29 protein-coding genes and 1 riboswitch are annotated in these 26,973 nt (G+C 39.3%); of the genes, 23 read left to right on the top strand and 6 right to left on the bottom strand.

Annotated elements, in window-relative coordinates; genetic code table 11:
• Positions 1-3 precede the first annotated feature (3 nt).
• On the top strand, positions 4-1,380 hold the full coding sequence (rlmD, locus tag AC5WOE_RS03620) for a 23S rRNA (uracil(1939)-C(5))-methyltransferase RlmD (protein WP_496048636.1): 1,377 nt from the start codon (positions 4-6) through the stop codon (positions 1,378-1,380).
• Here rlmD and AC5WOE_RS03615 read toward each other — a convergent pair.
• The 3 genes from AC5WOE_RS03615 to AC5WOE_RS03605 form a co-directional block, all read right to left on the bottom strand.
• Entirely contained in the window at positions 1,364-1,576 is a 213-nt protein-coding gene (locus AC5WOE_RS03615) for a hypothetical protein (RefSeq protein WP_496048635.1), read from the bottom strand. The two genes, rlmD and AC5WOE_RS03615, sit on opposite strands and share 17 nt — an antisense overlap.
• Before the next feature lie 61 nt (positions 1,577-1,637).
• A complete protein-coding gene (locus tag AC5WOE_RS03610; RefSeq protein WP_496048634.1) occupies positions 1,638-2,075 on the bottom strand; it encodes a peptidylprolyl isomerase in 438 nt (145 codons plus the stop codon).
• A gap of 531 nt (positions 2,076-2,606) precedes the next feature.
• Positions 2,607-2,786 carry a hypothetical protein gene (locus tag AC5WOE_RS03605; protein WP_496048633.1) on the bottom strand — a complete coding sequence of 60 codons (180 nt, stop codon included), beginning with the start codon at positions 2,784-2,786 and terminating at the stop codon, positions 2,607-2,609.
• 405 nt (positions 2,787-3,191) lie between these two features.
• Between AC5WOE_RS03605 and AC5WOE_RS03600 the strand changes: the two genes are divergently transcribed.
• The 17 genes from AC5WOE_RS03600 (at position 3,192) to AC5WOE_RS03520 (ending at position 20,166) form a co-directional block, all read left to right on the top strand.
• Positions 3,192-3,863, top strand: a complete 672-nt coding sequence (locus tag AC5WOE_RS03600; RefSeq protein ID WP_496051928.1) for a PIG-L deacetylase family protein — start codon at positions 3,192-3,194, stop codon at positions 3,861-3,863.
• Between the two features lie 257 nt (positions 3,864-4,120).
• Positions 4,121-4,417, top strand: coding sequence for a YerC/YecD family TrpR-related protein (locus AC5WOE_RS03595; protein ID WP_496048631.1), 297 nt, complete (start codon positions 4,121-4,123; stop codon positions 4,415-4,417).
• A 72-nt stretch (positions 4,418-4,489) separates the two neighbouring features.
• On the top strand, positions 4,490-5,200 hold the full coding sequence (pcrB, locus tag AC5WOE_RS03590) for a heptaprenylglyceryl phosphate synthase (RefSeq protein WP_496048630.1): 711 nt from the start codon (positions 4,490-4,492) through the stop codon (positions 5,198-5,200).
• Positions 5,201-7,339 (top strand): DNA helicase PcrA, encoded by a 2,139-nt coding sequence (pcrA, locus tag AC5WOE_RS03585; protein ID WP_496051927.1) that lies wholly within the window; start codon positions 5,201-5,203, stop codon positions 7,337-7,339. It abuts the gene before it with no gap.
• Between the two features lie 12 nt (positions 7,340-7,351).
• Positions 7,352-9,358 carry an NAD-dependent DNA ligase LigA gene (ligA, locus tag AC5WOE_RS03580; RefSeq protein WP_496051926.1) on the top strand — a complete coding sequence of 669 codons (2,007 nt, stop codon included), beginning with the start codon at positions 7,352-7,354 and terminating at the stop codon, positions 9,356-9,358.
• 249 nt (positions 9,359-9,607) lie between these two features.
• Positions 9,608-11,251, top strand: a complete 1,644-nt coding sequence (locus AC5WOE_RS03575; RefSeq protein WP_496048627.1) for a transglutaminase-like domain-containing protein — start codon at positions 9,608-9,610, stop codon at positions 11,249-11,251.
• A 108-nt stretch (positions 11,252-11,359) separates the two neighbouring features.
• Positions 11,360-11,638 carry a hypothetical protein gene (locus AC5WOE_RS03570; protein WP_496051925.1) on the top strand — a complete coding sequence of 93 codons (279 nt, stop codon included), beginning with the start codon at positions 11,360-11,362 and terminating at the stop codon, positions 11,636-11,638.
• Between the two features lie 52 nt (positions 11,639-11,690).
• Positions 11,691-11,933, top strand: coding sequence for a hypothetical protein (locus AC5WOE_RS03565; RefSeq protein WP_496051924.1), 243 nt, complete (start codon positions 11,691-11,693; stop codon positions 11,931-11,933).
• 3 nt (positions 11,934-11,936) lie between these two features.
• Positions 11,937-12,278, top strand: coding sequence for a DUF2085 domain-containing protein (locus AC5WOE_RS03560; RefSeq protein WP_496048624.1), 342 nt, complete (start codon positions 11,937-11,939; stop codon positions 12,276-12,278).
• 41 nt (positions 12,279-12,319) lie between these two features.
• Positions 12,320-12,499 carry a hypothetical protein gene (locus tag AC5WOE_RS03555; protein ID WP_496048623.1) on the top strand — a complete coding sequence of 60 codons (180 nt, stop codon included), beginning with the start codon at positions 12,320-12,322 and terminating at the stop codon, positions 12,497-12,499.
• Between the two features lie 346 nt (positions 12,500-12,845).
• A complete protein-coding gene (locus AC5WOE_RS03550) occupies positions 12,846-15,473 on the top strand; it encodes a transglycosylase domain-containing protein (protein WP_496051923.1) in 2,628 nt (875 codons plus the stop codon).
• 209 nt (positions 15,474-15,682) lie between these two features.
• Positions 15,683-16,186: a glycerol-3-phosphate acyltransferase gene (locus tag AC5WOE_RS03545; RefSeq protein ID WP_496048621.1), complete on the top strand. Its 504-nt coding sequence runs from the start codon at positions 15,683-15,685 to the stop codon at positions 16,184-16,186.
• A gap of 54 nt (positions 16,187-16,240) precedes the next feature.
• A riboswitch (cobalamin riboswitch) is annotated at positions 16,241-16,446 on the top strand.
• 77 nt (positions 16,447-16,523) lie between these two features.
• Positions 16,524-17,444, top strand: a complete 921-nt coding sequence (locus AC5WOE_RS03540; RefSeq protein WP_496048620.1) for an ABC transporter substrate-binding protein — start codon at positions 16,524-16,526, stop codon at positions 17,442-17,444.
• Positions 17,445-18,455, top strand: coding sequence for a FecCD family ABC transporter permease (locus AC5WOE_RS03535; protein ID WP_496051922.1), 1,011 nt, complete (start codon positions 17,445-17,447; stop codon positions 18,453-18,455).
• A gap of 4 nt (positions 18,456-18,459) precedes the next feature.
• Positions 18,460-19,245, top strand: a complete 786-nt coding sequence (locus AC5WOE_RS03530; RefSeq protein WP_496051921.1) for an ABC transporter ATP-binding protein — start codon at positions 18,460-18,462, stop codon at positions 19,243-19,245.
• Positions 19,242-19,796: a cob(I)yrinic acid a,c-diamide adenosyltransferase gene (locus AC5WOE_RS03525; protein WP_496048617.1), complete on the top strand. Its 555-nt coding sequence runs from the start codon at positions 19,242-19,244 to the stop codon at positions 19,794-19,796. The genes AC5WOE_RS03530 and AC5WOE_RS03525 overlap by 4 nt, the downstream gene beginning before the upstream one ends.
• A 16-nt stretch (positions 19,797-19,812) precedes the next feature.
• On the top strand, positions 19,813-20,166 hold the full coding sequence (locus tag AC5WOE_RS03520; protein WP_496051920.1) for an arsenate reductase family protein: 354 nt from the start codon (positions 19,813-19,815) through the stop codon (positions 20,164-20,166).
• 41 nt (positions 20,167-20,207) lie between these two features.
• On the opposite strand, the gene AC5WOE_RS03515 is transcribed toward AC5WOE_RS03520, so the two are convergent.
• Positions 20,208-20,939: an LPXTG cell wall anchor domain-containing protein gene (locus AC5WOE_RS03515; protein WP_496051919.1), complete on the bottom strand. Its 732-nt coding sequence runs from the start codon at positions 20,937-20,939 to the stop codon at positions 20,208-20,210.
• A 512-nt stretch (positions 20,940-21,451) separates the two neighbouring features.
• A complete protein-coding gene (locus tag AC5WOE_RS03510) occupies positions 21,452-22,219 on the bottom strand; it encodes an AIM24 family protein (protein ID WP_496048614.1) in 768 nt (255 codons plus the stop codon).
• 437 nt (positions 22,220-22,656) lie between these two features.
• On the opposite strand from AC5WOE_RS03510, the gene AC5WOE_RS03505 reads away from it, so the two are divergent.
• The 5 genes from AC5WOE_RS03505 to AC5WOE_RS03485 all read left to right on the top strand — a co-directional run bounded on the left by AC5WOE_RS03505 (position 22,657) and on the right by AC5WOE_RS03485 (position 24,939).
• Complete coding sequence (locus AC5WOE_RS03505; RefSeq protein ID WP_496048613.1) at positions 22,657-23,196, top strand: peroxiredoxin; 540 nt, start codon at positions 22,657-22,659, stop codon at positions 23,194-23,196.
• Between the two features lie 70 nt (positions 23,197-23,266).
• Positions 23,267-23,716 carry a TlpA family protein disulfide reductase gene (locus AC5WOE_RS03500; protein WP_496048825.1) on the top strand — a complete coding sequence of 150 codons (450 nt, stop codon included), beginning with the start codon at positions 23,267-23,269 and terminating at the stop codon, positions 23,714-23,716.
• Complete coding sequence (gene gcvH, locus AC5WOE_RS03495) at positions 23,713-24,093, top strand: glycine cleavage system protein GcvH (protein WP_496051918.1); 381 nt, start codon at positions 23,713-23,715, stop codon at positions 24,091-24,093. Before AC5WOE_RS03500 ends, gcvH begins: the two co-directional genes overlap by 4 nt.
• Before the next feature lie 18 nt (positions 24,094-24,111).
• A complete protein-coding gene (locus tag AC5WOE_RS03490; RefSeq protein ID WP_496048611.1) occupies positions 24,112-24,336 on the top strand; it encodes a DUF2553 family protein in 225 nt (74 codons plus the stop codon).
• A 186-nt stretch (positions 24,337-24,522) separates the two neighbouring features.
• Positions 24,523-24,939, top strand: a complete 417-nt coding sequence (locus AC5WOE_RS03485; protein WP_240873161.1) for a hypothetical protein — start codon at positions 24,523-24,525, stop codon at positions 24,937-24,939.
• A 201-nt stretch (positions 24,940-25,140) separates the two neighbouring features.
• Here the strand turns inward: AC5WOE_RS03485 and pckA are convergent, their stop codons facing one another.
• Positions 25,141-26,712: a phosphoenolpyruvate carboxykinase (ATP) gene (pckA, locus tag AC5WOE_RS03480; protein ID WP_496051917.1), complete on the bottom strand. Its 1,572-nt coding sequence runs from the start codon at positions 26,710-26,712 to the stop codon at positions 25,141-25,143.
• Positions 26,713-26,973 lie beyond the last annotated feature (261 nt).

The raw sequence follows: 26,973 nt of genomic DNA, 5'->3' as shown, positions 1-26,973 counted from the left end.
TAAATGATGAAACAAAAGCCACCTGTGCAAAAAGGACAAATAATTGAATGTAAGGTTCATGGATTTGGACACAGTGGGACAGGTGTGGGTAGATATGAAGGTTTTGCTGTGTTCATCAGTGGAGCACTGCCAGGAGAACAGGTTAAAATCCGGATTACGAAAGTGAAAAAGACATTTGCAGAAGGGGAACTGTTAGAGGTACTTACTGCTCATCCCGAGCGCATCGAGCCGATCTGTCCTCATTTTGACAGTTGTGGTGGTTGTCAGTTGCAACATATATCCTATACAGAAGAATTAAAGTTAAAGCATCAGCAAGTAGTCGATCAATTGGAGCGAATAGGTTTACTACAGGATGTAACGATTCATCCAGTTAAAGGAATGGAGAATCCATGGAGCTATCGCAACAAAGTGCAGATTCCCTTTTCAACAAAAGATGGAAAAGTGGTAGCTGGTTTTTACCAACTCGGTACTCATCAAGTGGTCGATATGGAAACATGTTTTATCCAAAATGAATTGCAAACAGAATTAACCAAAAAAATAAAAACACTAGTGGAAACATTACGTATTCCAATCTATGATGAAACGACACATACAGGGATTCTTCGGCATGTTCTTCTTCGTCAAGGGGTTCATACAGATGAATTGATGGTAGTACTTGTGACAAATGGGGTGAAACTGCCTCACAAAGAAACGTTGATTTCGGAGTTAAGACGTTCTTTTCCAGTTATTACTTCCATCCAACAAAACATTAACACTGCTCGTACGAATGTTATTTTGGGCAAAGAAAATAAGTTGCTGTGGGGGATGCCTGTTATCTATGATACCATTGGCAAAATTCGTTTTGCGATTTCACCCCATTCGTTTTTTCAAGTCAACCCTACACAGACAGAAGTATTATATGAGCAAGCAAAAACCTATGCGAATCTCACTGGAAGAGAAATTTTGATAGATGCTTATTGTGGTATTGGGTCTATATCTTTGTATTTAGCGGATAAAGCAAGAAAAGTATATGGAATGGAAATTGTCCCTGCTGCGATCGAAGATGCAAAACAAAATGCAGCCCTTAATAAAATAAAAAATGCTCACTTTGAATTGGGAAAAGCAGAAGAAATTCTTCCCAAGTGGCAAGGAGAGGGTTGGTATGCCGATGTAATCGTCGTCGACCCGCCGCGAAAAGGTTGTGAAGAGGCCTTTTTGGAGGCAGCATCGAAAATCCAACCCGAGCGGATTGTTTATGTTTCTTGTAATCCCGCTACTTTTGCCCGAGATGCCAAATATTTGAGTGAACATGGGTATCACTTGCAAGAAGTACAGCCTGTTGATATGTTCCCTCATACAAGCCATATAGAAGTGGTTGGTCTGTTTACTTTGCAAGTATGAAGTAGTAGACAAAGACGACACCAAGTATGATTGCGATCAGATAGATAATGCTAAGTAGAATCAATGTGTTTTTTCTACTTTGGTCATAGCGTTGATTATGTTGTTTGTTTTGCGTTCTTCCGAGCTGGAAGGTAGCAATCAAGGCAAAAACACAGATGAGAATAATAAAGATAAGCCCATAAGTAAATATAATCATAACCCCCATAAGTGAGTGAAAGTTAAAAAGAGGCTTCCCTAAAGAAGCCTCTTTTTATTGATTATTTCTGTTCCGAGACTTGCACTTCTTGCATTTTTTCTCCTTGTTTCATGTTTAATACATGTTCCAAGCCAGAAGTAACCTTTCCAAAAACCGTATGTACACCATCTAAGTGGGCTTGATTTTCATGAACGAGAAAGAATTGAGAGGAGCCTGTATCTTTCCCTGCATGAGCCATCGATAATGCGCCAGGTACATGTTGATGAGGGTTTCCTTCAGTTTCACATTTAATGGTATATCCAGCTCCGCCAAACCCGGTTCCCTGAGGGCATCCTCCTTGGCTTACAAAACCCGGGATGACTCGGTGGAAAGTAAGTCCATTGTAGAAACCTTCATCTGCTAATTTTTTAAAGTTTGCTACTGTATTCGGTGCAGCTTCTGGATAAAGTTCAAACTCAATCTTTGCGCCGTTTTCAAGTAGAATTTGACCTGTTTGCAAGACTATCATCTCCTTCACCAGACATATTAACATAAAATAGAGCAGATGGAAAAACGGCATAATTGTTTCTGTAATATTAGTTTGTATGTAGGTTGCAGGAATGAGGGAAAGTGGAAGAAGGTTAATAGGGTGAATGTGTTTATCCTATCTGGAAAGGTTAAATAAAATTTCATCATTAAGCAAGGATTCTAGTCTAAAGAAAATGGTTTTCTTAATGGGGATTCTTGCTAGATCCACAAATGTATCAAAAAGTTTTTGCTTATTGTAATTCAAATTTACTGGCTCGCCCCCCTCTTGCCACTGGCAGGAGGGGGGCGAGGAGATTGTCCTTATGAACCTTCCTGAGATTTTTCCGCCTTAGCCTTAGCTTCGGCGTCTCTCATGGCATGTACAAGGACTGTCCTGGGGACAACGACGATGATGGCATCGGGACCCATGTATTCGAAGACCTCTTTGGGGAGGTTTTCGAGTTGTCCGGGGGACACATAGGTACCCATCACAGCCACGGCAGGTGCGTTGTCCACTGTCGGGTCAGGTCGCCGGGGTTGCGGTGGCATCCTCGGTTTCCTGCAGGAACTGGCCAAGGGTCAGACCCGGAATCTCGAAGACATCCGGGCAGGTCTGACCGTTGACGGACTGATGTTTTCCTCTTGCCGGGGAAGTGGGGGGGACCCCCAGCCTTTCCAGCATGATCGTGCCGAGCAGACTCATCCTCTTCTCTTTTTCTTGAGGTGGAATCTTCTGTGGGACTAGTCCCGTATTCATTATACCATTTTCCGATTATTAAGATATGTATGATACAACACAAATAACTTGTAAATAGTTTAATCAAATTGCATATTTTTGATTATCTTGAACAGACAGTGGAAACTATTACGATGGGGGTGGAGACTTAATGGTCAGAGATAAGTGGAAAAAATCAGGCAAAGATAGAAAGAAAATCACCTTATTTAATCACAGTTCATTATGTTTACATTTACGATAGAAACCAATTCAAATCAAATACAGAGAGATAACTACCTTTAAATCCGACTAATCGAATCGTATTTATTTACTTTTAAATCGGAATAAAGTATTATTTATAAGAGGTAAGAACCGTGAATAGAGAGGATAATGGTGTCTACCACGTTAGTCACGCTCGCTCATCCAGATGATGAGATTGCAGTTGGTCCTGGTACCATCGCTCATCTCGTAGCGCTTGGTGAACGCGTAGTACTTTACTACGCTACCTTAGGAGAGGGTGGTATCTCGGGTTATCGAAAAGCTTTTGGGGAGGAAATCTCTCCAGATGAGCTGGCGGAGGTACGCTCCCGCGAATTGAGTCGCGTGGCGAATCTTCTGGGAGTGAGTAAGGTAATTGTCCGGGATTTTGGGGATGGAAAGCTGAATTTCCAGAAGGAACTTCTTCAAAAAGATATTCTTGAGGTTCTGGAGCAGGAACGCCCTGATAAGGTGGTTACTTTCCCCCCATCTGGTTTGACATACCATCCGGATCACATGGCGGTCAGCCAATGCACCACTGAAGCTGTGTTCCAGTATTCAGGAGAGACACAGCTGTTCCATCGTGTAATCAAAGACCACTGCGGTGTAGTCAATGTCGTGCATGATGATCTCCCCGCAAGGTACCGGGTATCTGTCGAGAAGTACTGGGGTATCATCTACGATGTGATGTACACACATAAAACACAGGTACGATCAATGGATCTCCTTTTTCCCGCTCTTCGAGAAGGTAGAGGAGCCGAGGATTTGTGGCCATATGAGTACTTTGCCGCTGTCCCGATCAAATAAAATAAATATGTGTGACAGCGGCCCGCCCCTTTCTCTTAAGCAGTCGATGCGAAGGAGAGAGGGGCGCTGTCTTTTTAAATAGTATAAAATGGAGGAAATAAATAATTCCAAGTGAATCACTATGTTTTGTTTTTGTAAATGCATTTTTGGTAGCCGTGCGATAAATTCAAAAATCTGATAATATTTGTGGAAAGGTTTTATTTGCATTCCACGAATAAATGCAAGCAAACATGTTGAACGGAAGCGGGAGGACCCATATGCAGCTTGATAAATTGAGCAGAAGAGAAGTGGAGCAATTGTTCCAAGCTATCTTAAATTTAAAGTCGATGGATGAATGTTATTTATTTTTTGAAGATTTGTGTACCGTTGGAGAAGTGAAATCACTATCCCAACGATTAGAAGTAGCAAAGATGCTGCGAAATGGAAGTACATATACACAAATTGAGAAAGAGACAGGGGCAAGTACTGCAACTATATCAAGAGTGAAAAGATGTCTTGCCTACGGCATGGACGGTTATCATTTGGCATTAGACCGTATAGAAGGAAAGGCATAAGAACAAAAGGCGACTTTTTTAGTCGCTTTTTTGTTTGTTTAAGAGTGTATAATGATAGCGGAGGTTTTTGAGATGTTACGAGAGCGAGTAAAAGCACTTCGACATGTATTTAAATTAGACCCTGCTAAACCGATTTCAGAAAAAGCGATACAGATGCTTGCGACATCAGGTACGGATGCGATATTAGTTGGAGGGACAGACGGGGTTACGTTTCAAAACACAGCTGTTCTCCTATCTCAACTGCGAAATTATGCAATCCCCTGTTTTCAGGAGATATCCACGCCTACTTCATTCGTACCTGGTTTCCAAGGTTACTTTACTCCCTCTGTGTTAAATACAGATGAAGCAAAATGGATTTTGGGGATACATCATCAGACCATAAAAGCATTTGGTTCTTTTGTTCCTTGGGATAAAGTCTTACTAGAAGCTTATGTCGTGTTAAATTCAGAAGCAAAAGTGGCAAAAAGGACAAATGCGAACACAAATTTACAAATTGAAGATGTAATCGCTTATGCTCAGATGGCAGAATGGTTGCAAATTCCCATTTTTTATGTAGAATATAGCGGAACGTATGGTCGAGTAGATATCGTCCAAGAAGTATCGGCTGTTTTGCGTCACACTCGTCTATGTTACGGTGGTGGTATAAGAAGCCAAAAACAGGCTGAGGAGATGGCGACATGGGCAGATATGGTAGTAGTTGGGAATCTCATCTATGAAGATGTAGTACAAGCAATACATACAGTGAAATGGGTAAAATCGACAAAAAAGAGAGGAGAAAGTTAGGTGCAATCGACAACGATTTCTTTAGAAGGTTTAAATGATGAACAGAGACAAGCTGTGCTCACAACAGATGGTCCATTGCAAATCATTGCAGGGGCAGGAAGCGGAAAAACAAGGGTGCTTACTCACCGTGTTGCGTATTTATTGGGGGAGAAACGAATTCATCCTTGGAATATATTGGCGATAACTTTTACCAATAAAGCAGCAAGAGAGATGAAAGAGAGGATCGCTAAACTGATCGGTTCCGTCGCTCAAGATATATGGGTATCTACTTTCCACTCGATGTGTGTACGTATTTTACGGAGGGATATTGACCGGATTGGATATGCAAATAGTTTTACCATCCTCGATACTTCCGATCAGTTATCGGTGATCAAACAGATTTTAAAAGAAGAAAATATGGACCCAAAGAAATTTGAACCTCGCAGCTTACTCTTTCAGATCAGCCAAGCGAAAAACCAATTGATCGATGTGGATATGTATCGATCAACTGCTTCAAGTTTTATGGAGCAAATCGCTGCACAAGTATATGAACGATATCAGCAAAAGCTGCGAACCAATGAGTCCCTTGATTTTGACGATCTTTTGATGGTTACGGTTCGATTATTCCAACAGGTTCCTGAGGTTTTGGACTATTATCAAAAGAAATTTCAATATATTCATGTTGATGAATACCAAGATACAAACCACGCCCAGTATATGTTGATGAAATTATTAGCAGAAGGTCATAAAAATATTTGTGTGGTTGGTGACTCGGATCAATCTATCTATCGTTTTCGTGGTGCGGATATCCAAAATATCCTTCGCTTTGAACAAGATTACCCTGATGCGAAAGTGATCAAGTTAGAACAAAACTATCGTTCTACTAAACATATTTTAGAAGTGGCTAACCAAATTATCGCCAATAATACAGAACGCAGACCCAAAAATTTATGGACAGATAAAACAGAAGGAGAAAGAATTTCCCTATTTATTGCTGAAAATGAGCAAGAAGAAGCTTATTTTATCGTAGATACGATTGCGAGACTGAGCAAAGAAAATAAAACCTACCAAGATTTTGCGATATTGTATCGAACCAATGCCCAGTCGCGTGTACTAGAGGAATTTTTACTAAAAGCGAATGTTCCCTATCAAGTAGTTGGTGGGATTAAGTTTTATGAGCGAAAAGAAATTAAAGATATTTTGGCTTATCTCCGTGTCGTTGTTAATCCACATGATGATATCAGTTTGGAAAGAATTATTAATGTGCCAAGGCGTGGTATTGGTGCTACAACGATGGACAAGATACGAGCATATGCCGCAGGCGAAGGAGTTTCTCTTTTTTCGGCCATACTGGAAGTAGACTATATCGATCTGACCAAAAGGGTGAAAGATTCACTTACTGGGTTTGTCCAGATGATTCAAGCATTTCATGGCATGGCTGACTATTTGTCGGCTGTTGAGATGACAGAAGAGATTTTATCTCGTTCGCAGTATCGAGAAGAGTATAAAAAAGACAAGACGATCGAAGCACAGGCCAGATTGGAAAATATCGATGAGTTTCTCTCCGTTGCAAAGGAATTTGAAAAAAGAAATGAAGATAAGAGTATTCTGTCATTGCTTACAGAACTAGCTTTAGTGGCAGAAGTAGATAATGAACCGATAGAGACGGACAGCGTATCATTGATGACAGTCCATAGTGCAAAAGGGTTAGAGTTTCCACATGTATTTATTGTCGGAATGGAAGAGAATATTTTCCCACACAGTCGTTCATTAGAAGATGAAGTGGAAATGGAAGAAGAACGCAGACTTGCTTATGTTGCAGTTACTAGAGCTGAAGAAATGTTATACCTTTCAAGAGCAAGAACTCGTACTTTATATGGGTTTACAAGTATGAATACCGCTTCTCGATTTTTATCGGAAATCTCTCCTGATCTATTACTAGAAGTAGGAAAGACAAATCCTAAAGTACAAAAAAGAGTAATAAATCGTCCGACCCCGCGACCTATCGGAACTTGGACGGTAGGCGATCAAGTAAATCACAAGAAATGGGGATTAGGAACAGTTGTCAAGGTAGATGGCGAGGAGCTAAATATTGCATTTCCAGCTCCGGTTGGGGTGAAAAAATTACTCGCTCAATTTGCCCCGATTGAAAAAGTGTAGGGAGGATTTTTTATGAATTTTGCTGATGCCAAAGAACGGGTAGAATCATTGCATCAACAACTATTGGAGCATAATAGACGGTATTATGTGCTGGATGACCCGATCATCTCGGATGCAGAGTACGATCAGTTGATGCGAGCATTGATTCAATTGGAAGCAGAGTTTCCAGAGTTGCAAACAGCAGATTCACCAACACAACGGGTGGGAGCAGAGCCACTGCCTTATTTTGAAAAAGTAGAGCATACAACGCAGATGCTATCACTTGGCAATGCTTTTAATCGGGAAGAGTTAATCGAGTTTGATGGGCGTATCAAAAAGGCGACAGGATTAGATCAGATTACTTATGTATGTGAGTTGAAAATAGATGGCTTAGCGGTTTCTGTTCGCTTTGAAGACGGGGTATATATGCTGGGGGCAACAAGAGGCGATGGACAAATAGGGGAGAATATCACTCAAAATGTCAAAACCATTCGTTCTCTTCCTTTAAAATTAGCAGAACCCCTCACTTTAGAAGTGCGTGGAGAAGCATATTTACCAAAGAAAGAATTTGAACGAATCAATAACCAACGTGCAGAGAAGGGTGAACCCCTCTTTGCCAATCCAAGAAATGCAGCAGCTGGTTCCCTTCGCCAATTAGACCCAAAACTAGCCGCAGAACGTGCTCTTGATTTATTTATTTATGGAATGGATGGTGAATCCGCAGAAACATTTGCAACACACCAAGAAACATTGCAGTCCATCAGGAAACTCGGATTAAAAGTAAATCCCGAATGGAAAGCTGCACAAAATATCGATGAAGTTTGGAGTTATATTGAGAATTGGCAGCTAGAACGAAGCAATTTAGGCTATGAGATCGATGGAATCGTGATTAAAGTAGATGAGTATGCTTTGCGTAGAACACTCGGATTTACTGCAAAAAGCCCGCGTTGGGCAATTGCTTACAAATTTCCTGCTGAAGAGGCTGTTTCTATACTAGAAGATATTGAGTTGCGTGTTGGACGTACGGGAGTTATCACGCCAACTGCTATTTTACATCCTGTAGTTCTGGCTGGTACGACAGTGAAAAGAGCATCTTTGCACAATGAAGATATTATTCGGGAAAAGGGATTATTACTCGGAGACCATGTAGTGGTCAAAAAAGCTGGGGACATTATTCCTGAAGTTGTGAAAGTTATCACGTCTGAGCGCACAGGGCAGGAAACTGCTTTTCACATGCCTACACACTGTCCAGAATGTGATAGTGAACTTGTAAGATTAGAAGAAGAAGTTGCCCTGCGATGTATCAATCCAGCGTGCGCTGCCCAGATCAGGGAAGGTATTATTCACTTTGTTTCTCGTGTAGCAATGAATATGGAACGTCTAGGAGAAAAAGTAGTCATTCAACTATTTGAACATAAACTTGTTTCTTCTGTAGCAGATCTTTATTATTTGCAGGAAAACGATTTACTGGCACTGCCGAGGATGGGAGCTAAATCGGTTGGTAATATTCTCGCTTCGATTGAAAAAAGCAAAGCAAATTCATTAGAACGTCTGCTATTTGGTCTTGGTATCCGCTTTGTTGGCTCCAAAGGAGCAAAAATGATCGCGCAACATTTTGAAACAATGGATGCGATTGTAGAGGCCACAGAAGATGACCTTTTAGCTGTGGAAGAAGTAGGACCGAAAATGGCGAGCAGTATAGTCACTTATTTTGCTAAACCTGAAGTAAAAGAGCTGTTAAATAGGCTGGAAAAAGCAAATGTCAATATGTCCTACACGGGTCCTAAAGTGCGAACTAGTGAAACAGAACATCCTTTTGCTGGAAAAGTGTTTGTGATTACAGGGTCGCTTGATAGTATGACACGACAAGAAGCAGCAGAAAGACTTGAACAGCTAGGGGCACAAGTAACAAATAGTGTCAGTAAAAAAACCAATTATCTGCTAGCAGGTGAGAAAGCAGGCTCTAAATTGACAAAGGCGCGAGATTTAGGCATTACGATTTTAGATGAGAAAGCTTTCTTAGCTAGCATTTCTTCGTGAGGAATTGTTAGGATTTTAGCGTAATGGGAGCTTTGTTCAATCATTCATTTACAATTGCCCTCTATTCCATGTATACTGATGAAGATGATTGTTTTTCTCAATTTTGATCTTTGGTGTTTTGTATGAGAGAGTTGATGGCAATGGCCAACAATTCTCTTTTTTTTGTGTTGAAAAAGGGTTTAGGCAGATAGATATGGAAAGGGATAAACTGGTGAATGGCTTGTGGTCTAGAAAGGTAGGATAGACAAGGTGAAACGTATCGTCCTTTTCGTTCTCACCCTACTTACATTAGTAGGCTGTAGTAACAGGTTATCTGATCTGAGTACGATAGAACAACAATTTTACACAGGTTTAGAAAAAAGCCCTATTATCCTCACATCATTTGGCAAGCAATTAGGCGGACAAATACTCTCACCCAAATACAATGATTCTAGTGTGGATAATACTGTGGAAGTAGAGGGTTTTGTCAAACAATATCAACGACATACTGGGAAATATATGTGGATTCAAGTCAGCTATGAAGGCGAGCAAAATTCACTTTCAAAGACTTTCGAATATTACACCGAAATTAAACATGGGAAATTTTCAGAGTTTATCCGATTATTTGCTGGTATTGGCGATTACCATGTGAAAATTTTTGCTCCTGGAAGTGAAAAAACTCGTTCTTATTATCTTTTTTCACAGTTTGATGTAACGAAACAAAATCCTGAAATACAAGCAGATGTGACCTATACTTTGTTGGCAAAAGAAACAGGACTTACAATATTTAACCCAACAAAAGGTTATCAATCCAGTAAAGATTCTCTTTTTTTGCGTGGTAAAGTGGATAAGCGTTTGGCGAAAAAACAGGTGTTGTTGCAAGTGATGAAAGGGAACAAAAAATGGCAGAGGGTTATTACTATTTCCAAACAAGCTACTTTCCAAGAAACAGTACCTTTGTTGTATGGTGAAGGCGTTCATCAGATTGAAATATTACTGCCTGATGAAAACAGAACAAATTACTTTCTGTCTGGAGCTAAATTTTACGTCTATAATCGGACAAGGGATAGTCATTCTCCTGTCCAGTACTCCGTGATGTATGAACAACGAGGAATTCATCTTACTACTCCTATCGTTGGAGGTGGTCAAGGGGAATATTCTTACCAAGTCAAAGGTTACTTGGATTCTCATGCAGAACAAGCAAAAGAGACAACGCATCTCATCATACAAACAAAAAAAGATGGTCTATTGGCAACATACTTTGTACCTATTAAACATTTTTCTTTTGATAGCAGAATACCTTTGCGATTTGGTGCTGGTGACTACGATGTGATCGTTTACGTACCAGAAATCACAAAACAACAGAGAGATTATTTTCGGTTTTTTATGGTGGCCAAATTTCAAGTATCTAGTTTTGCCAAAGATGATAAACGCGATTTATTACCGAGCAGAGGGATTGAACCAGATAATCCTAAAATTCGCAAGCTTGCCAAAAAAATAACGATGGCTGCAAGTTCGGATTATGAACGAGCGAAGTTGATTTACCGCTATGTAGCTAAGACGATGAACTATGATGTGGGCAAATTTGAGGAAAATAGTTTTGCTTGGGATGATGGTGGGATAAAATCGTTAAAGCTAAAAAGAGGTGTTTGTCAGGACTATGTATTCTTAACAATATCTTTGCTTCGATCGCTGGATATTCCTTCGCGATTTATAGAAGGTGTCGCCAATAGTCAAAATCATGCTTGGGTAGAAGCTAAGATAAATGGAGATTGGTTGGTGATGGACCCTACATGGGGGTCTGGTTATATTGATCCAAATAAAGGATTTATCAAGCATTATGATAAGAGTTTTTTTGATATTCCTAAGAAAAGACTAGAGAAAACACATAAGAGGACCGGTGTTGTATATTAGTGAAAACATCCAATGGAGGATGTTTTTTTATATTTCATTTACAAATATAGTATAATGATTTCATGGAATAATTAAAATTTATATGTTATAAATAAAAGGAGGGGTAAATTGTTTTTTTTAGCTATTATTAGTTTTTTTATCTCTGTTTTAAGTGGCATACAACTTGTTGCAGGTGGATATGTCATTTCTGGAGTTCCGGCCTTAGCGGTATCTGGATTAGTTCCTCTTCTTTCTTCATTTTGGAGTAGTCGACGTTATAAAAGGCATAGCGATGATGACGAAAGTGGAGATGATGGAAGTAGTATCTGTGATAGTTGTGAATGTCTCGACAACTTTGGAGATTTGAGTTGTTTTGACCTTGGTGACTGTGATTGTGGCTGTGATTAATAGATGTGAAGGCCCTTTTGAAATTTGTTTTACATGAGAGGGGAATAAAATTTTGTTTATTCTTACTACTATCAGCTTTTTTATTCTAACCCTGAGTGGCCTTCAGCTTGTTACAGGAGGATATATTTTATCTGGCATCCCAACATTGGAATTATCTGGGGTTGTCCCTGTTTTTGTTTCGTTTTGGCGTGATCGTCGCCGCAAAAAACATAAACATAAGCATAGTAAAACTGGGGAAGCTGTTGAAAATACTTGTGACACTTGTGATTTTTGCAATGATTGTGGATGTGATTGATAAATGAAATTTACACAACTGCTTTATAAAATTCCTTGTCATCGTCGAGCTGATCGCTCTCTTTTCTTTAAAGGCAAGCAATTTCCACTATGTGCGAGATGCACCGCGATTTACGCTTCCTATATTTTATTGCCTATTTTCGCTTTCATTCATAAAAATATATACTTTTTAATTCTTGGTATCCTTTTTCAATTACCTATGTTTATTGATGGTTATACACAATTGTTAAAATGGAGAGAAAGTAACAACACTCTTCGGATGATCACTGGTTTTATAGGTGGCGTTGGACAATGTTTATTTATCTGGTTTTGGACCGATTTTATCACCACACACTTAAAACTGTAGTATACAATAAACAATTACGAGTTTCCTAAGGAGGTATTACTTTGATCGGTACTATCGTAGGATGTCTCATTATCGTGATTGTAATTTTTCTTGTATTGTCCATTGCAGGGATTGGTATTATTGCCTACTTTTTTGGAGATGCAGTTCAGTGGTTGCAAAATCCTTATATACCGGATTGGGTGGGGGATGTAATAAAATGGATTCAAATATTTAACCAGTAAGGTGAGCCAAATAATATTTGGCTCTTTTTTGTGAGGACAAACCATATAAATATGTTACTGGTTATATTAGGAAGGTTTTCTTCATTGACAACGACTCAGAGAGCTAATATTATCCATTAGAGGGAAAACGACTAATCTTAGCGAATTATCGTAACATTACTGTAATATTTTTTGTGTAGAAACGTCCCAAAAATTTATCTTTGCGTTATAATGTTATCATGCCAAAATGGGCATAAGTTTTGGTCGTAATTTTATAATTTAATATGAATTGAAATGGAAATTAATAATTTCCAAATAAAATACGCGAATGAGTTGTGTGGAAGAAGTTTTATAGGAGGTAAGTTGGATGGATGATTTTCAACGCCGCAATAATCAACGACGTAATAATCAACAATCATTTCAGCCAAGAACGCGTACAGAAAGATTAGGTTCCCGAGTGAGTCAAATGTCCGGGAAGAACGGAAAGAAAGGGAAATATAGTCGATTTTTTAATAAAAAGTGGTTTATTTTAGTCGGGCTTACAACACTTCTATTGATCATAGGCGGTTGTTCAGCTGTAATGATGTCAGCAAACGTTTATAAAATTGGTGAATTAAATAAATTAGATTTTTCAACAAGTGTTTTTGATAACAATGGAAAACAGATTGGTCGTATTGGGAGCGTGTATCGAGAATATATCTCTATGAAAGATTTAAAAAGGTTAAATCCAGATCTCCCAAAAGCATTTGTAAAAGTAGAGGATCAACGTTTCTATCAGCATTCTGGTGTGGACTGGTATGGATTAGCTCGTGCAACGTTGAAAAACGTCGTTTCTCTCGGTAAAGGAGAAGGTGGTGGTACCATCACCATGCAGGTTGCTCGTAACGTACTATTGAAAGATAGACAAAAAACCTACACACGGAAATTAAAAGAAATTGGAGCAGCTCTCAATATTGAGCGTCAATATAGCAAAGATGAAATTTTAGAGACATATCTTAATTATATCGACTTTGGAAACCAAGTAGCAGGAATTGAGATGGCAGCAAAGATTTATTTTGGGAAAGATTTAAAAAAAGATAAACTTGAACCACAAGAGATCGCTTTTTTAGCTGGACTTCCAAAAGCACCTTCTACCTATAACCCATACCGCGGTTCAGAGGGTGTGAAAAAAGCAATCGAACGTAGAAATGTGGTATTAATGAAGATGGCGGAGAGCAATGAACTTCCACCTCTTATTACAGAAGCGGAAAAAGTAAAATTGCAAAAGCTGCCTTTAGGAACCAATGAGGAGTACTTGGCTAAGTTTAGTAAACGAGGCAAATACCAAGCTTATACAAACCAAGTAATGAAAGAAATTGAAGACCGTTATAATTTAAGTAGTGAAGACTTAAATTCAAATGGTTACAAGATTATTACCGGTATAGACATACATGCCCAACAAGTAGTAGAAGAAGCTTTAAAAACAGATTCCTTATTTAAAGGGAAGAAGAGTTATGAAGGTCAAGTAGATTCAGGGGTGACTATGATTGATCCTCACACTGGACTGATCAAAGCGATTGGTGGAGGACGTAATTATAAACCGGGAAGCCTGAATCGTGCTCGTCAAAAAGTGCAACCTGGTTCTTCCATTAAACCTCTTACTGTATTTTCACCTGCTGTAGAAGAAAAAGGATTTAATCAGTATACTCCATTTGTGGATGCTCCTTATAAAGTTGGAAGCTGGAGCCCGAAAAACTTCTCTAATAGTTTCGCAGGAGATGTTACGATGGATGAAGTTGTTTATGATTCCATTAACGTTGTTACTGTAAAAATGTTGATGGAAGATGTAGGATTGAACAATGCATTTTCATATGCAAAAGATAAATTTAAACTGCCTTTAGTAGATGCTGATAAAGCACCAGCGGCTCTCGCACTCGGTGGATTGACTCATGGTGTGAGCTCAGTCAGTATGGCACAAGCCTATACCTCCTTCCCTAACAACGGTGAGATGGCGACTGCTCATACGATTATCAAGATTGTGGACAAAAACGGTAGTGATGTGCAGCCAAAAGATGGACAAGAAATTGATGCAAAAGGAAATCCATCGAAAGTGTTGTCTCCAACTACTGCATGGTATATGACCAATATGATGCGTGATGTTGTGGAAAATCCACATGGTACCGCACATAGTGCGATTAAATTGGGAAGACAGGTAGCTGGTAAAACAGGTACGATCAGTAAAGAAGATGCAGGATGGTTTGTCGGGTATACTCCTGATCTGGTGCTTGCTGTCAATGTCTTTAACGATGTAGTAGATGGTGTAAAAGGAAATGCACAAATTACTGGTGGTTCGATGCCAGCTAAAGTGTTCAATTACATTATGAAACACACACTGGAAGGAACCCAAGCAAAAGACTTCCAGAAACCGGATGGTGTAAAAGATCCAGTACCACCATTCCAATTGCAAACACCAAACTTATCTGGAAGTTATAATGCAGATAACAACAGTATTCAGCTAAGTTGGCAACAACAAGATAGCAGAGTCGTCTACACGATTCAACGTTCAGAAGATGGAGTGAACTTTACAGATCTTCAAACCAACGTAAGTGGTAACTCCTTTACCGATACAAGTGTGCAGCAGCCCGGTGGCGTTGGTGGTATATTCGGCAGCAGTGACAACGAGAAATCTTATTACTACAAAGTAATTGCGACTGATACTCAAGCCACAGATCAAGCAGCAGCCCAAAAAGCATCTGGAGCACTGCAAGTGAAAGTAAAAGCCAAACAACAAGACAATTCGCAACAAACTTGTGATGAGAATGGTCAACCAGCAGGTTGTACTCCGCAAGAAAATAATGGAAATGCCAACAGCGGCCAAAACAATGCTAATGGCAGCGGGCTTAACAACGGCGGCCAAACAAATGGAACAACAACAGACAATGGAACGAACTCCACAAATGATGGTGGAAATATCTTTGGTGGAAACAGTGGAAATCGTAAAAATGGTGGACAATAAGATTTAAGAAAACAGACCAGTTAAACTGGTCTGTTTTTGTGTTCTAAGTTTCTATTTTTCTCATAAAGTTGTAAAGAAAACTTGCCGATGTGTCTTGCCGTTCAAGACGTAGACAGAGGCTTAGTTGCACTTATGCTCCTAGTCTCGCTTTGCGAATAAGATAAAATTTATTTTCACTTGTCTACCAAAAAAGGACAGGATGTTAAGACATGATTATTCTTACTAGTTTGCTTGCTATCGCTATCATACTTTTGCCAGTCTCCAAATTTGTTGTGTTTCATCCACGTCATTATTCTATTTCAGTTATCACGTATTGGTTATTGGATTTAGGAAAAGGGATATGTATTACTTATTTAGCTTATTTGCTTGGTGGATGGGCAGCTGCATATTTGGCGTCTATACTTGCTGTCATCACCTCTATGTATTCTCTCAAATGCAATACCCTTGCTGTTGCCTCAGGTGCTACTTTGGTTTTAAGTCCGATTTTGATTTTGCTTGGTATTATCGTTTTTGCTATTAGTCTCTTAGTCACTAGATATTATTTTCTCTCTACTTATCTCACTGTAGCTGCGGTTATTATTTTGGGACTAGTATTTGCGGCGCATATCGCGATTTGGGCTACCATAGTTTGCCTTGGGATTGTCATCTGTATGGAGCATAGAAAACATTTTCGGCGATATAAACATGGTGTAGAAAAACAGATGAAATGGTAGTTCACATAAGAGAGTACCTGCTTTTTTGTGATCTTTTTGTGTATAATGAAGTGAACGATAAGTACAAAAATAGGTGTTTTAAAAAAGGGAAGCTGGTGTGAATCCAGCACGGTCCCGCCACTGTGATGGATGAGGCGACTAGTGAGAGACCACTGTCATTTATAAGCATAATGCTTAACCATTGATAAAAATGGTGATGGGAAGGTTCTAGAAGCTGTAGACCCCTGAGTCAGGATACCTGCCTATTTTTTTTGTTTCGTTCTCCTTCGGGATAAAGGAGATGCGACTACTTCGCATGTATCCTCCCAGAAAGTCATATAAGTTTGAGGAGGAAAAGATGAAAAAGTTTGCTTGGAGCTTTGCGTTATTGTTATTTGTATTTAGTCTCATAGGTTGCCAATCTGTAAACCTGTCTAATGAAGATTCTCCTGTAGATCCTGGGGATGTTCACTATCCACTGACTCTTAAGGATCAAGCAGGAAACAAAGTAACGATTTCTAAAATTCCTGAACGTATTGTCTCCTTGGTTCCCAGCGATACAGAAATTTTATTTGCCATTGGTGCTGGTAAGAAGGTTGTAGGAGTAACAACGAATGATGATTATCCAAAAGAAGTAAAAAACCTGCCAAAAGTAGGAGACATGACGATAAATGCAGAGAAGGTTGTGGCACTTAAACCTGATATCATTTTTGCATCTGCATTAAATGGACAAGAGACAATTGATAAATTAAAAAAACTAGGATTGACGGTGTTTGTTTTAGATGCAAATTCGATCAAAGGGGTTTATCAATCGATTGATTTAGCAGGACAGGTCACCAATCAATTACATCAGTCAGATCAATTAATTGGGAACATGGAAGCAGAGAAATTACAAGTGTTCCAGGAAGTAGCGAAAGCGAAAAAGGACAAACCTGTAAAAGTATGGCTGGAGTCTGATCCATCTCTGTACACTGCTGGAAAAGGCACACTGTTAAATGAATTAGTTACGATTGCAGGTGGAGACAATGTAGCGAAAAATTTAAATGGTTGGCCCCAAGTGCCGTCAGAACAGGTAGTGACTTGGAACCCAGATGTGATTGTTTCCATGTATGGAGATACTTCTGCTATTCGTAACCGGGCAGGATGGAATGCCATAAATGCGGTAAAAGAGAAAAAAATAACTGCAATCGATCCGAATATCGTTTCCCGGCCTGGTCCAAGAATCATTGAAGCGCTCCACCAACTTGCAAAAACGTTCTATCCAGGTCAGGTAAAATAAATGAAAAGATTTGGCAAAATGGGGTGGGGAGGATTTTTTCTCCTCACTCTTTTTCTAACATTGAGTATTGCGTTGTCAGTAGGGAGTTCTTCTATTCCATTAGTAGTAGTGTGGAAAACCATCTTTGCATTTGGAAGCAATGATCCTGCCATTAATGCAATTATCTGGAAGATTCGTTTTCCACGAGTATGTATTGCAGCATTAGTAGGAGGTTCATTGGCATTAGCAGGAGTCATTTATCAATCTTTATTACGAAATCCGTTAGCTGACCCCTATATTTTGGGAGTATCTTCTGGATCAGCTGTGGGCAGCGTTATTGCTATTACAGGGGGTTTTGGTGCTGCATTGCTTCAGGAGTGGCAAATTCCGATTTTTTCTTTCATAGGAGCTTTACTCGCTCTAACTTGTGTTTTATTGTTGTCACGTTCCCATTTTCAGGTGCAAACATTGCTCTTGTCAGGAGTAGTCGTAAATGCTTTCTTTGCTGCTATTCTCACATTTTTGCTCTCCATATCCCAAGCAGAACTAGCTAGAATACAATATTGGTTGATGGGCAGTTTCACCCTTCGGGACTGGGATCATGTACTGTTGGTGCTCCCTGTAAGTCTGATTGGGAGTATTTTCGTATGGCTTAAGAGTCCGGAGTTGAATATTTTTTTATTAGGTACACGTCCTGCTGCTCATATAGGCGTATCTGTATATCGGACTCGTCTTATTCTTTTGATTATCGCATCTTTGATTACATCGATTGCTGTTTCCGTTTCTGGGATGATTGGTTTTGTTGGGTTGATTATTCCTCACTTTGTGAGAATGTTAATTCGTACTTCGGATCATCGTTATTTGTTGCCATACTCGTTTTTAGTTGGTGCCGTATTTTTAGTCGGAAGTGATGCCTTGTCTCGTGTATTATTTGAATCTAGAGAAATACCAGTTGGGGTTGTAACAGCTTGCTTGGGAGCGCCTATTTTTGCAATCCTCTTGAAAAAAACTACTGCTTCCACATTAAGGTGATCAAATGATTATACATGCAAAAGAGATATCAAAGATTTTCGGGTCGCAAACCGTTTTAGATCGGGTAGACATACTGATAGAACCAAACGAATGGGTTAGTATCTTAGGACCAAACGGCAGTGGGAAAAGTACATTATTATCTTGCCTAGCAGGAAGTAGTAAAATTGACTCTGGTAAGATTGAAATAAAAGGGAAAGATATTTATCAATATGCAGAAAAAGAAAAAGCAAAAATCATGGCTTTTTTAACGCAGGAAGCACTGCCTGATATGCCGAATACGGTGGAAGAGATTGTCCAGATGGGCCGTTATCCGCATCAAACGTCTCGTTTACCGTGGTTACAAAAACAGGATATGCAAGTAGTAGAAGAGGCGATGGTATTCACGGAAACTATTTCATTGCGTCATCGACAGATGAGTCAGTTAAGTGGAGGAGAACGGCAAAGAGTTTCTATGGCATTAGCATTAGCACAACAGCCGGAAATTCTGCTGCTTGATGAACCGACAACTTATTTAGATGTATACTATCAACTAGCATTTTTTGATCTTCTGAAAAAGTGGCAAAAAAGGAACAAAACCACCATTATTTCTGTCTTACACGATTTGAATTTAGCAAGTCTATATAGTGATCGTTGCTTATTGCTACGAGATGGCAAATTAATCGATGGGGGAGAGGTAACAGAAATCCTCACGTTAGACAATGTAAAACAAACTTATGGTATTGAACCAATTATCTTGGAGCATCCAGTGAAGAAAGTACCACAAATTTTATTGAAAGGAGAGTCTTCGTGAAAATTTATACCCGAACAGGAGATCAAGGAGAAACAGGATTAATAGGGGAAAGAAGACGAAAAGATAATCTGCGAGTGGAAGCATATGGTACGATCGATGAGTTAAATGCGTTCATTGGGGAAGCTATTGTGAGGTTGCAAGAAGACCTTTATTCGGATATGAGAAAAGATTTGGCGATTATCCAACATCAGTTATTTGATGCTGGTGGAGATTTAGCGCAAGTTGGGAAAAACCGAACTTATCTTGTAATGGCAAAAATGGTGGATGATTTAGAATATTTAATAGACCAGTATGATAGAGAGTGTTCTGAGCTTGCTAACTTTATTGTCCCTGGTGGAACAGCTCAGTCAACGGCTCTCCATCTCTGTAGAGTTGTGGCTAGGAGAGCAGAACGAAGAGTAGTTACGCTATGTTCGACGGAAGAAACAAATGAAGAAATACGTCGTTATCTCAATCGTTTATCGGATTTTTTCTTTGTTTTGGCAAGAGTTGCAAATGCGAGAGCAGGAAAAACAGATATTTCATACAAAAAGGCTCAAGAGCTCAGGTAGTGGGGGAACACGAAACATGTTAACTTTTTTTCAATATCCAAAATGCGGTACATGTCGAAAGGCGAAAAAATTTTTGAATGACAAAGGAGTATCTTATGAAGAACGTCATATCGCAGAAGATCCTCCAACAGTAGAAGAATTAAGGGAATTCATCACTATTAGCGGCCTACCTATCCAGAAATTTTTTAACATAAGCGGGCAAGTGTATCGTAAATTAGAATTATCAAAACGCCTGCCGAATATGACAGATGAAGAGAAATTGAAGCTGTTAGCTTCGGATGGAATGTTGGTGAAGCGGCCTATTATATCAGATGGAGAATCAGTGACTGTTGGTTTTAAGGAAGCAGAATGGGAAGAAAAGTGGACATAAAAAAAGCTACGAGATCGTAGCTTTTTTTATGTCATTCATTATTAGTTTGTTTCACGACGACGATAAGCAAGAAGTGCTGTACCAGCTAAAGCAATTGCTGCACCAGTAGCTACAGAGTTAGCGAAGTCGTTAGCGGTTTTTGGTAGTTTACCACCATTTTTTGCACCAGCGTTTGTACCAGCATTAGCACCAGCATTAGTACCAGCGTTTGTGCCAGCGTTTGTACCAGCATTAGCACCACCGTTGTTACCAGCGTTACCAGCATTAGCACCACCGTTGTTACCAGCGTTACCAGCATTAGCGCCACCGTTGTTACCAGCGTTACCAGCATTAGCACCGCCATTGTTACCAGCGTTACCAGCATTAGCGCCACCGTTGTCGGTACCACCGTTACCAGCGTTTGTACCACCGTTGTTGTGACCACCATTGTTAGCGCCACCGTTGTTGTCACCTTTGCATGGCTCGTTGATTTTCACACGAACAATCACTGGAATTTTGGAATGATGTTTACCGATAACAAGGTAAACTTTCAATGCGTAGTTACCAGCTGGTCCGTTTGGATTAGCGGTTGGATCATAAACGATTTCGTAGAAGTCACCTTTTTGTTTGGTTTTAACTTCACCAGAACCTACAACTTTACCTTTTAATGCATCTTTGTGAAGATCAAAGTAGATGTCATATTTAACAGAAACTTGAAGTTTGCTAATATCAACAATTTTATTTAGTTCTTTGGTGCGAAGTTTAACATAAATTTTGTCACATTCTCCGCCCACTTTTACAAGATTTAGTACATTAGCTTCACCTAGAATTTTAACGTCTACATCCTGTTTCACCTCAGTTGCAGAAGTTACAGATGGGAGAAAACTAAAAGCAGATACAGCTACAAGAGCAAGTGCAGAATAACGCTTAACAGATTTTAACATTTAAATCTTACCTCCTTGTTATGCTTATATATATTTTTTATTTCTCGAGTATCTCCTTCTCCATTTGCAAAAAAATTTGCCATTTTTGCTTAACATTAACAATTTAGACATAAAATCAGGTCAAATTGATATTTTAGTATTCGAAATGTACGTATTTTCAATAAGATTCGTAAATACTTTTCGATCGTAGTAGATTGATTAGTTAATTTATGGTGAGAAAGACACTCGAATAGTCTAACAAATAAAATATTATTTGGGAATATAGTTTTTGCTTTTGTCATATATGGAAAATTTAAGGCAGATGTTAATCGAGAGTAGACATAAAAAAACAACCAGTATATAACTGGTTGTTTCGATGTTCCTTATGGTCTTGTGGGGACAACTGGTGGATGATAGATCGAGTAGGTAGGTGCTACCCAAACGGTTCCAGTACCAGTAAACGTTTGCAAGTAACCTTCTCCACTTGTCATAGATCCAACGATCGATTTTGAGGAACGCTCTACTGTAAAGCTAATGTTCCCATTACGAAGGATAGCAAAGTTACCATCCACTTGTAGACGCTCGTTGTTCAATTGAAGTTTCATGATTTCATGAGCAGGAACTGGGCTTAAGAGGACAACTAGACCGTAACCTTTTAAGCTTGTTTGGAAAAGTCCCTCTCCACCTTTTAGTGCAGCAGAAATCGATTTTTGTGCTGCTACTCCTACAGTTACAGAGCTTTCACAAGCTACAAACATTCCTTTGTCGACAATAATTTCTTCGTTATTCAATTGATATAGAAGAAAGTGATCAAAACTAGGTTCCAAGTATACTTCACCAGAGCCGGTATAGCTTGGTTTAAAGGTGGATTCTTGAGTGAGTACAGAACTAGCGAGATTTTTCAATAAACCAGCTGCACCTTTTCCGCCACCAATGGAGTTTTCTGCCGTAATATGCCCTTTGGCAAAGGATAGTGCACCAGCTTCGGTAATCACACTGCCATTTTGAAGAGTAACACGTACTTGATGAAGGCGTGCTCCTGCTTTTTGAGCACTGTACAAGCTGGCGACTTGCAGAGGTTTGTAGCGTAAGATATCAAATCGTGCTGCTGCACCTTGGACAGACTCTACAACATCAAACATTTCTGACATATACAGTTGTTCCTCCTCGAATGAAGAAAAAATAAATTTCTCCTTCTATGATACATGAAAATAGCCATAAAGAACGAAAAATTTTACTAGTTTTGAGAGTTTTTCCTGTTAAGAAAACGTTTTTGATAAAGAATGTTCTCGCAGATTTTGCTTTTTCGCTCCTGCATCGTTCGTTTCCTATATTGCAGGGAGATTTTCGATATTTCAGCTCGATTGGTTCAATAACTACTAATGATTCATATTTCTTTCATTTTAGTGGATTTTTCTCATATTTAAAACAAATAATCCTACTACCTGAGAATATTTTTCAAATTATAGTAACTTTTATTTAGGATTGACTATCAATAAAAAAATGTGTTATCTTAGCCTTGGATTGCAAAGACCGATTTGGATATATTAGGAAAAAATAGCTTTTATTTTTTAGGAGGAATTAAGCAATGGCATCACGTTTAGTAGGATTACCAGCACCAGCTTTTGAACTAGAGAGTACAAAAGATCTTGAAACTTTAGATGAAAAAGTGTCCCTTGCAGATTATGAAGGTAGATGGTTGGTTTTATTTTTCTATCCACTAGACTTTACATTTGTATGTCCTACTGAAATCACTGCTTTGAGTGATCGTTACGAAGAATTTACCGATTTGGATTGCGAAATTCTTGGAGTGAGTACAGATAGTAAGTACTCACACCGTGCATGGATACATACATCCCGCGATGATAACGGTCTAGGTGACATCAAATATCCACTTGGAGCCGATACCACACATAAAGTTAGTAGAGACTACGGAGTTCTTTTAGAAGATGAAGGAATTGCCCTTCGTGGACTCTTTATCATTGATCCAGAGGGTATTGTTCGCTACCAAGTTGTAACAGATAATAATATTGGGCGCAGTGTAGATGAGACATTGCGTGTGCTCGAAGCATTACAAACAGGCGGGCTTTGTGGAGCAGACTGGAAACCTGGACAAGATAACCTATAAGTTAGACTTTTGCGGCTCCTATAGTAGGGGTCGCTAAGTCTTTATGTTAAGGAGGAACTAAATGATGCCGATGCGTTTGCGTACGGAAATGCCGGAAATTTCCGGTATAACAGAGTGGATTAATGGAGAAGTTAACAAGAATGACCTTGCTTCCAAACCTGTGCTTGTTCACTTTTGGTCGATCAGCTGTGGAATGTGCAAGGAAAGTCTGCCAGCAATTAATAAAATGCGCGAAGAATATCCAGACTTGCAGATTGTTGGTATTCATATGCCGCGTTCCCAAAAAGATACGGACATCGATGCTGTAAAGGAAACAATTGCAAAATATGAATTACAACATTCCCAAGGGATCGACAACGAACATAATGTTGTAGATGCTTTTCAAAATGAGTTTGTTCCTGCCTTTTATCTGTTCGATAGAGAAGGAGTACTTCGCCATCGATCAGCTGGTGAGAAAGCACTTTCCATGCTCAAAAAACCATTAGAGAGAGTATTGCAAACAGAGGAGGCAGCTTCATGAATCTACCAGATGAACTTCGTTACACAGAAGAACATGAATGGGTGAGAGTAGAAGGTAACACTGCTATTATTGGGATTACTGATTTTGCCCAGTCCGAGCTTGGGGATATCGTATTTGTCGAATTGCCAGAAGCAGGTTCTGCTATCCGTACTGGTAACGTGTTTGGTAGTGTAGAATCCGTGAAAACAGTCTCTGAATTGTATGCTCCGATTTCTGGAAAAGTAATCGCAGTAAATGGCGAGCTGGAAGATACACCAGAACATGTGAACCAAGAAGCATATGCAGCAGGTTGGATGATCAAGGTCGAAATTGCAAATGAAAGTGAATTGGCAAATTTGCTCTCTGCTGCGCAATATCAAGAAAGTATCTCTGAATAAGAGACAGGGGGTTCACCGATGAGCGATTATCGAGTTAATATTACAAGAAAAATTACCGGAAAATTGGAAGACGGAAAGTTGATCTTGTATCATAATCATCAACCAATCGGTGAGTTACCTGTACAAGACCAAGGTATGACCATGTATGATGGTTTTGAATTGGATCAGTATCATGTCTATGCAGTAGGAACGTATGCTTTTGAAGAACAATATGCCAAAAACTGCGACATGGGTTGGTGTTAGTAAGGAAATAAGCAGAAAAAAGTAAGATTCTAATAGCTAGAGGCCAAAATTTAAGAAAATAAGGTCTTCTAGCTATTATTTTTTGGTTTGATAAACAAAATTTTGTGGTAAAATATTAGTAACAAACAAGTTCTTCAGACCTTTTTTGATCTTTCTTGATCAATGAGGGGTAAGGAGGGAATATACATGATCTACTGTTGTGGAGCTAGCATGATTGGGATGGTTGGATCACTGAAACAAAAATCAGTGAAGGTTCATCAGGTACCGTTGCTATTTTGTCCTGTATGCCACAATGTCGAGGTTCACCCAGCAGCCAAAGAGCAGTTTGATTTGGTGCTAGAGTATGCTTTAGAAGATCGTGTGAAAGAAACGTCCCTCTACGAACAAGTCGACCCCGAACTTATGGCTACTTGGAAGGAATCCTGTTTTAGCTTCCAGGAAGATGATGTAGAGGCAGTATTAAGAGAACAGATTGATTTATCTCTCGATCTTCTGCTCATCTCGAAACCCGACCAATCTTGGGCCAATGAACTGAAGAACCGCCTCCGAGTTCTGAGTAAACGGTTAGTCCAATTGGAAAAACAAAAGGAGAGCAGTTTGTAATAGCTTTTTAGCCCCTTGAGGGCTTTTTTTCTTTCAGTTAATTCTAAAAATGCGTATTGATTGATGTTTTTTATAAGGGAGGAGAATGGATCACTATTCCAATGAAAAAGGATTGATGATCCGGTGAATATAACTTATTTCCAATAGAAGTATAAGAAACGACTCCTTCTTCCTGAAAGGAGTCGTTTCTTCAAAACCAATCTAAAGTTTTGGTCCAGCAGCTAATATTTTCTCTTCCACATCAGAGAACTTCGTAAAGTTTTTCTGGAAGCGCGCTGCTAGTGCCTTAGCTTGCTCATCATAAGCAGCATGATCGCTCCATGTGTTGCGTGGATTTAATAGCTCTGCTGGAACACCAGGACAACGAGTTGGTACAGCGAATTGGAAGACTGGATCATGGATGTAACCTACTTTGTTGAGTTCTCCATTTAAAGTCGCTGTGACCATGGCACGGGTGTATTTGAGATTCATCCGTTTCCCAACACCATAAGCACCGCCAGTCCAACCTGTATTCACAAGGTAAACTTGTGTTTGATGTTCTGCGATTTTCTTTCCTAGTAAGTCTGCATATACATGAGCAGGTCTTGGTAAGAATGGAGCACCAAAACAAGTGGAGAAGGTAGCTTCTGGTTCTGTTACACCCCGCTCCGTTCCTGCTAATTTACTGGTATATCCAGACAAGAAATGGTACATTGCTTGCTCAGGTGTAAGTTTGGAAATAGGAGGAAGTACACCAAAAGCATCAGCAGTTAAAAATAAAATAACTTTTGGATGACCAGCTTCACCAGGAATTACTGCGCCATCAATGAAGTCTACTGGATAAGCTGCACGTGTATTTTCTGTCAAAGTGTTGTCATCGTATGCAGGTGTGCGATTATCATCTAAAACTACATTTTCAAGTACTGTACCAAAACGAATAGCGTTCCATATCTGTGGTTCTTTTTCAGCGGAAAGTCCGATGCATTTTGCGTAGCATCCACCCTCAAAGTTGAATACCCCATTTTCAGACCAACCGTGCTCATCGTCACCGATTAATCCACGTTCTGGATCAGCAGACAATGTTGTTTTACCAGTCCCAGATAGACCGAAGAAAAGTGCCACATCTCCTGCTTTGCCAACATTTGCAGAGCAGTGCATCGGCATGACATTTTTGTCTGGTAGCAGATAATTCATCACGGTAAAGATAGATTTTTTCATTTCACCAGCATAATGTGTACCTGCGATGACGACGACACGTTGTTCAAAGTTAACTGCAATCAGTGTTTTGGAACGTGTTCCATCTTTCTCAGGATCGATCTCAAAATGTGGTACACAAATCACAGTAAAGGATGGAACATGTTCAGCGAGTTCTTCCTCAGTAGGACGAATAAATAATTGGTGTACAAATAAATTATGCCAAGCATATTCGTTGATTACACGGATTGGTAAGCGATAGTCTTTGTCAGCACCAGCGAATCCATCAAAAATAAAAAGTTCTTTTTCTTTCAAATATTCTTCTAAGCGTTCGTAGATTTTGGCAAACTTTTCAGGTTCCATGGCTTGGTTAGTAGTGAAGTCCATTTTATCGGCCACTAGTTCGCTGTTTACGGTATATTTGTCAAGTGGTGAACGACCTGTAAATTCACCAGTTACTGCACGTAATGCTCCGTTTTCCGTCAAAACAGCTTCTTTCCGTTTAACAGCTTGTTCTGTCAACTGGGCAACGGTAAGATTTTTGTGCAGCAATCCTTGAAGGGGGATGGTATTAGCTGCTTTCCCAAGAACCATATCCATCGAGCATCCTCATTCCTTTGTTTTTAAATATTTATCAAGTATGAATGCATTCGATCTAGTATAACAAAATTCACATCTTTGTTAAACAGGGTAAAAGATAGTTGAGAATTATATTGAATATTTAAATAATATTATACTTCGGTTTATATGAATATGAAAATTGGTGTTAGAATAAGAAAATCGATTGTAAAGAGTCATAAACGCCCATTGACAAGGAATAAAAATAATGATATCTTCTTACAGAACTGATTATCCTATCGG

The organism is Shimazuella sp. NTD248 (genome assembly GCF_059510395.1).
The sequence above is the reverse complement of the archived record's forward strand: the minus strand, read 5'-3'. Positions and strand labels throughout refer to the sequence as shown.

Coding starts and splice junctions, on each gene's coding strand:
- rlmD (WP_496048636.1), top strand. CDS start 4: ATGATGAAACAAAAGCCACCTGTGCAAAAAGGACAAATAATTGAATGT.
- AC5WOE_RS03615 (WP_496048635.1), bottom strand. CDS start 1,576: ATGATTATATTTACTTATGGGCTTATCTTTATTATTCTCATCTGTGTT.
- AC5WOE_RS03605 (WP_496048633.1), bottom strand. CDS start 2,786: ATGAGTCTGCTCGGCACGATCATGCTGGAAAGGCTGGGGGTCCCCCCC.
- AC5WOE_RS03595 (WP_496048631.1), top strand. CDS start 4,121: ATGCAGCTTGATAAATTGAGCAGAAGAGAAGTGGAGCAATTGTTCCAA.
- pcrB (WP_496048630.1), top strand. CDS start 4,490: ATGTTACGAGAGCGAGTAAAAGCACTTCGACATGTATTTAAATTAGAC.
- ligA (WP_496051926.1), top strand. CDS start 7,352: ATGAATTTTGCTGATGCCAAAGAACGGGTAGAATCATTGCATCAACAA.
- AC5WOE_RS03560 (WP_496048624.1), top strand. CDS start 11,937: ATGAAATTTACACAACTGCTTTATAAAATTCCTTGTCATCGTCGAGCT.
- AC5WOE_RS03550 (WP_496051923.1), top strand. CDS start 12,846: ATGGATGATTTTCAACGCCGCAATAATCAACGACGTAATAATCAACAA.
- AC5WOE_RS03545 (WP_496048621.1), top strand. CDS start 15,683: ATGATTATTCTTACTAGTTTGCTTGCTATCGCTATCATACTTTTGCCA.
- AC5WOE_RS03540 (WP_496048620.1), top strand. CDS start 16,524: ATGAAAAAGTTTGCTTGGAGCTTTGCGTTATTGTTATTTGTATTTAGT.
- AC5WOE_RS03535 (WP_496051922.1), top strand. CDS start 17,445: ATGAAAAGATTTGGCAAAATGGGGTGGGGAGGATTTTTTCTCCTCACT.
- AC5WOE_RS03530 (WP_496051921.1), top strand. CDS start 18,460: ATGATTATACATGCAAAAGAGATATCAAAGATTTTCGGGTCGCAAACC.
- AC5WOE_RS03520 (WP_496051920.1), top strand. CDS start 19,813: ATGTTAACTTTTTTTCAATATCCAAAATGCGGTACATGTCGAAAGGCG.
- AC5WOE_RS03510 (WP_496048614.1), bottom strand. CDS start 22,219: ATGTCAGAAATGTTTGATGTTGTAGAGTCTGTCCAAGGTGCAGCAGCA.
- AC5WOE_RS03505 (WP_496048613.1), top strand. CDS start 22,657: ATGGCATCACGTTTAGTAGGATTACCAGCACCAGCTTTTGAACTAGAG.
- AC5WOE_RS03500 (WP_496048825.1), top strand. CDS start 23,267: ATGCGTTTGCGTACGGAAATGCCGGAAATTTCCGGTATAACAGAGTGG.
- gcvH (WP_496051918.1), top strand. CDS start 23,713: ATGAATCTACCAGATGAACTTCGTTACACAGAAGAACATGAATGGGTG.
- AC5WOE_RS03490 (WP_496048611.1), top strand. CDS start 24,112: ATGAGCGATTATCGAGTTAATATTACAAGAAAAATTACCGGAAAATTG.
- AC5WOE_RS03485 (WP_240873161.1), top strand. CDS start 24,523: ATGATCTACTGTTGTGGAGCTAGCATGATTGGGATGGTTGGATCACTG.
- pckA (WP_496051917.1), bottom strand. CDS start 26,712: ATGGATATGGTTCTTGGGAAAGCAGCTAATACCATCCCCCTTCAAGGA.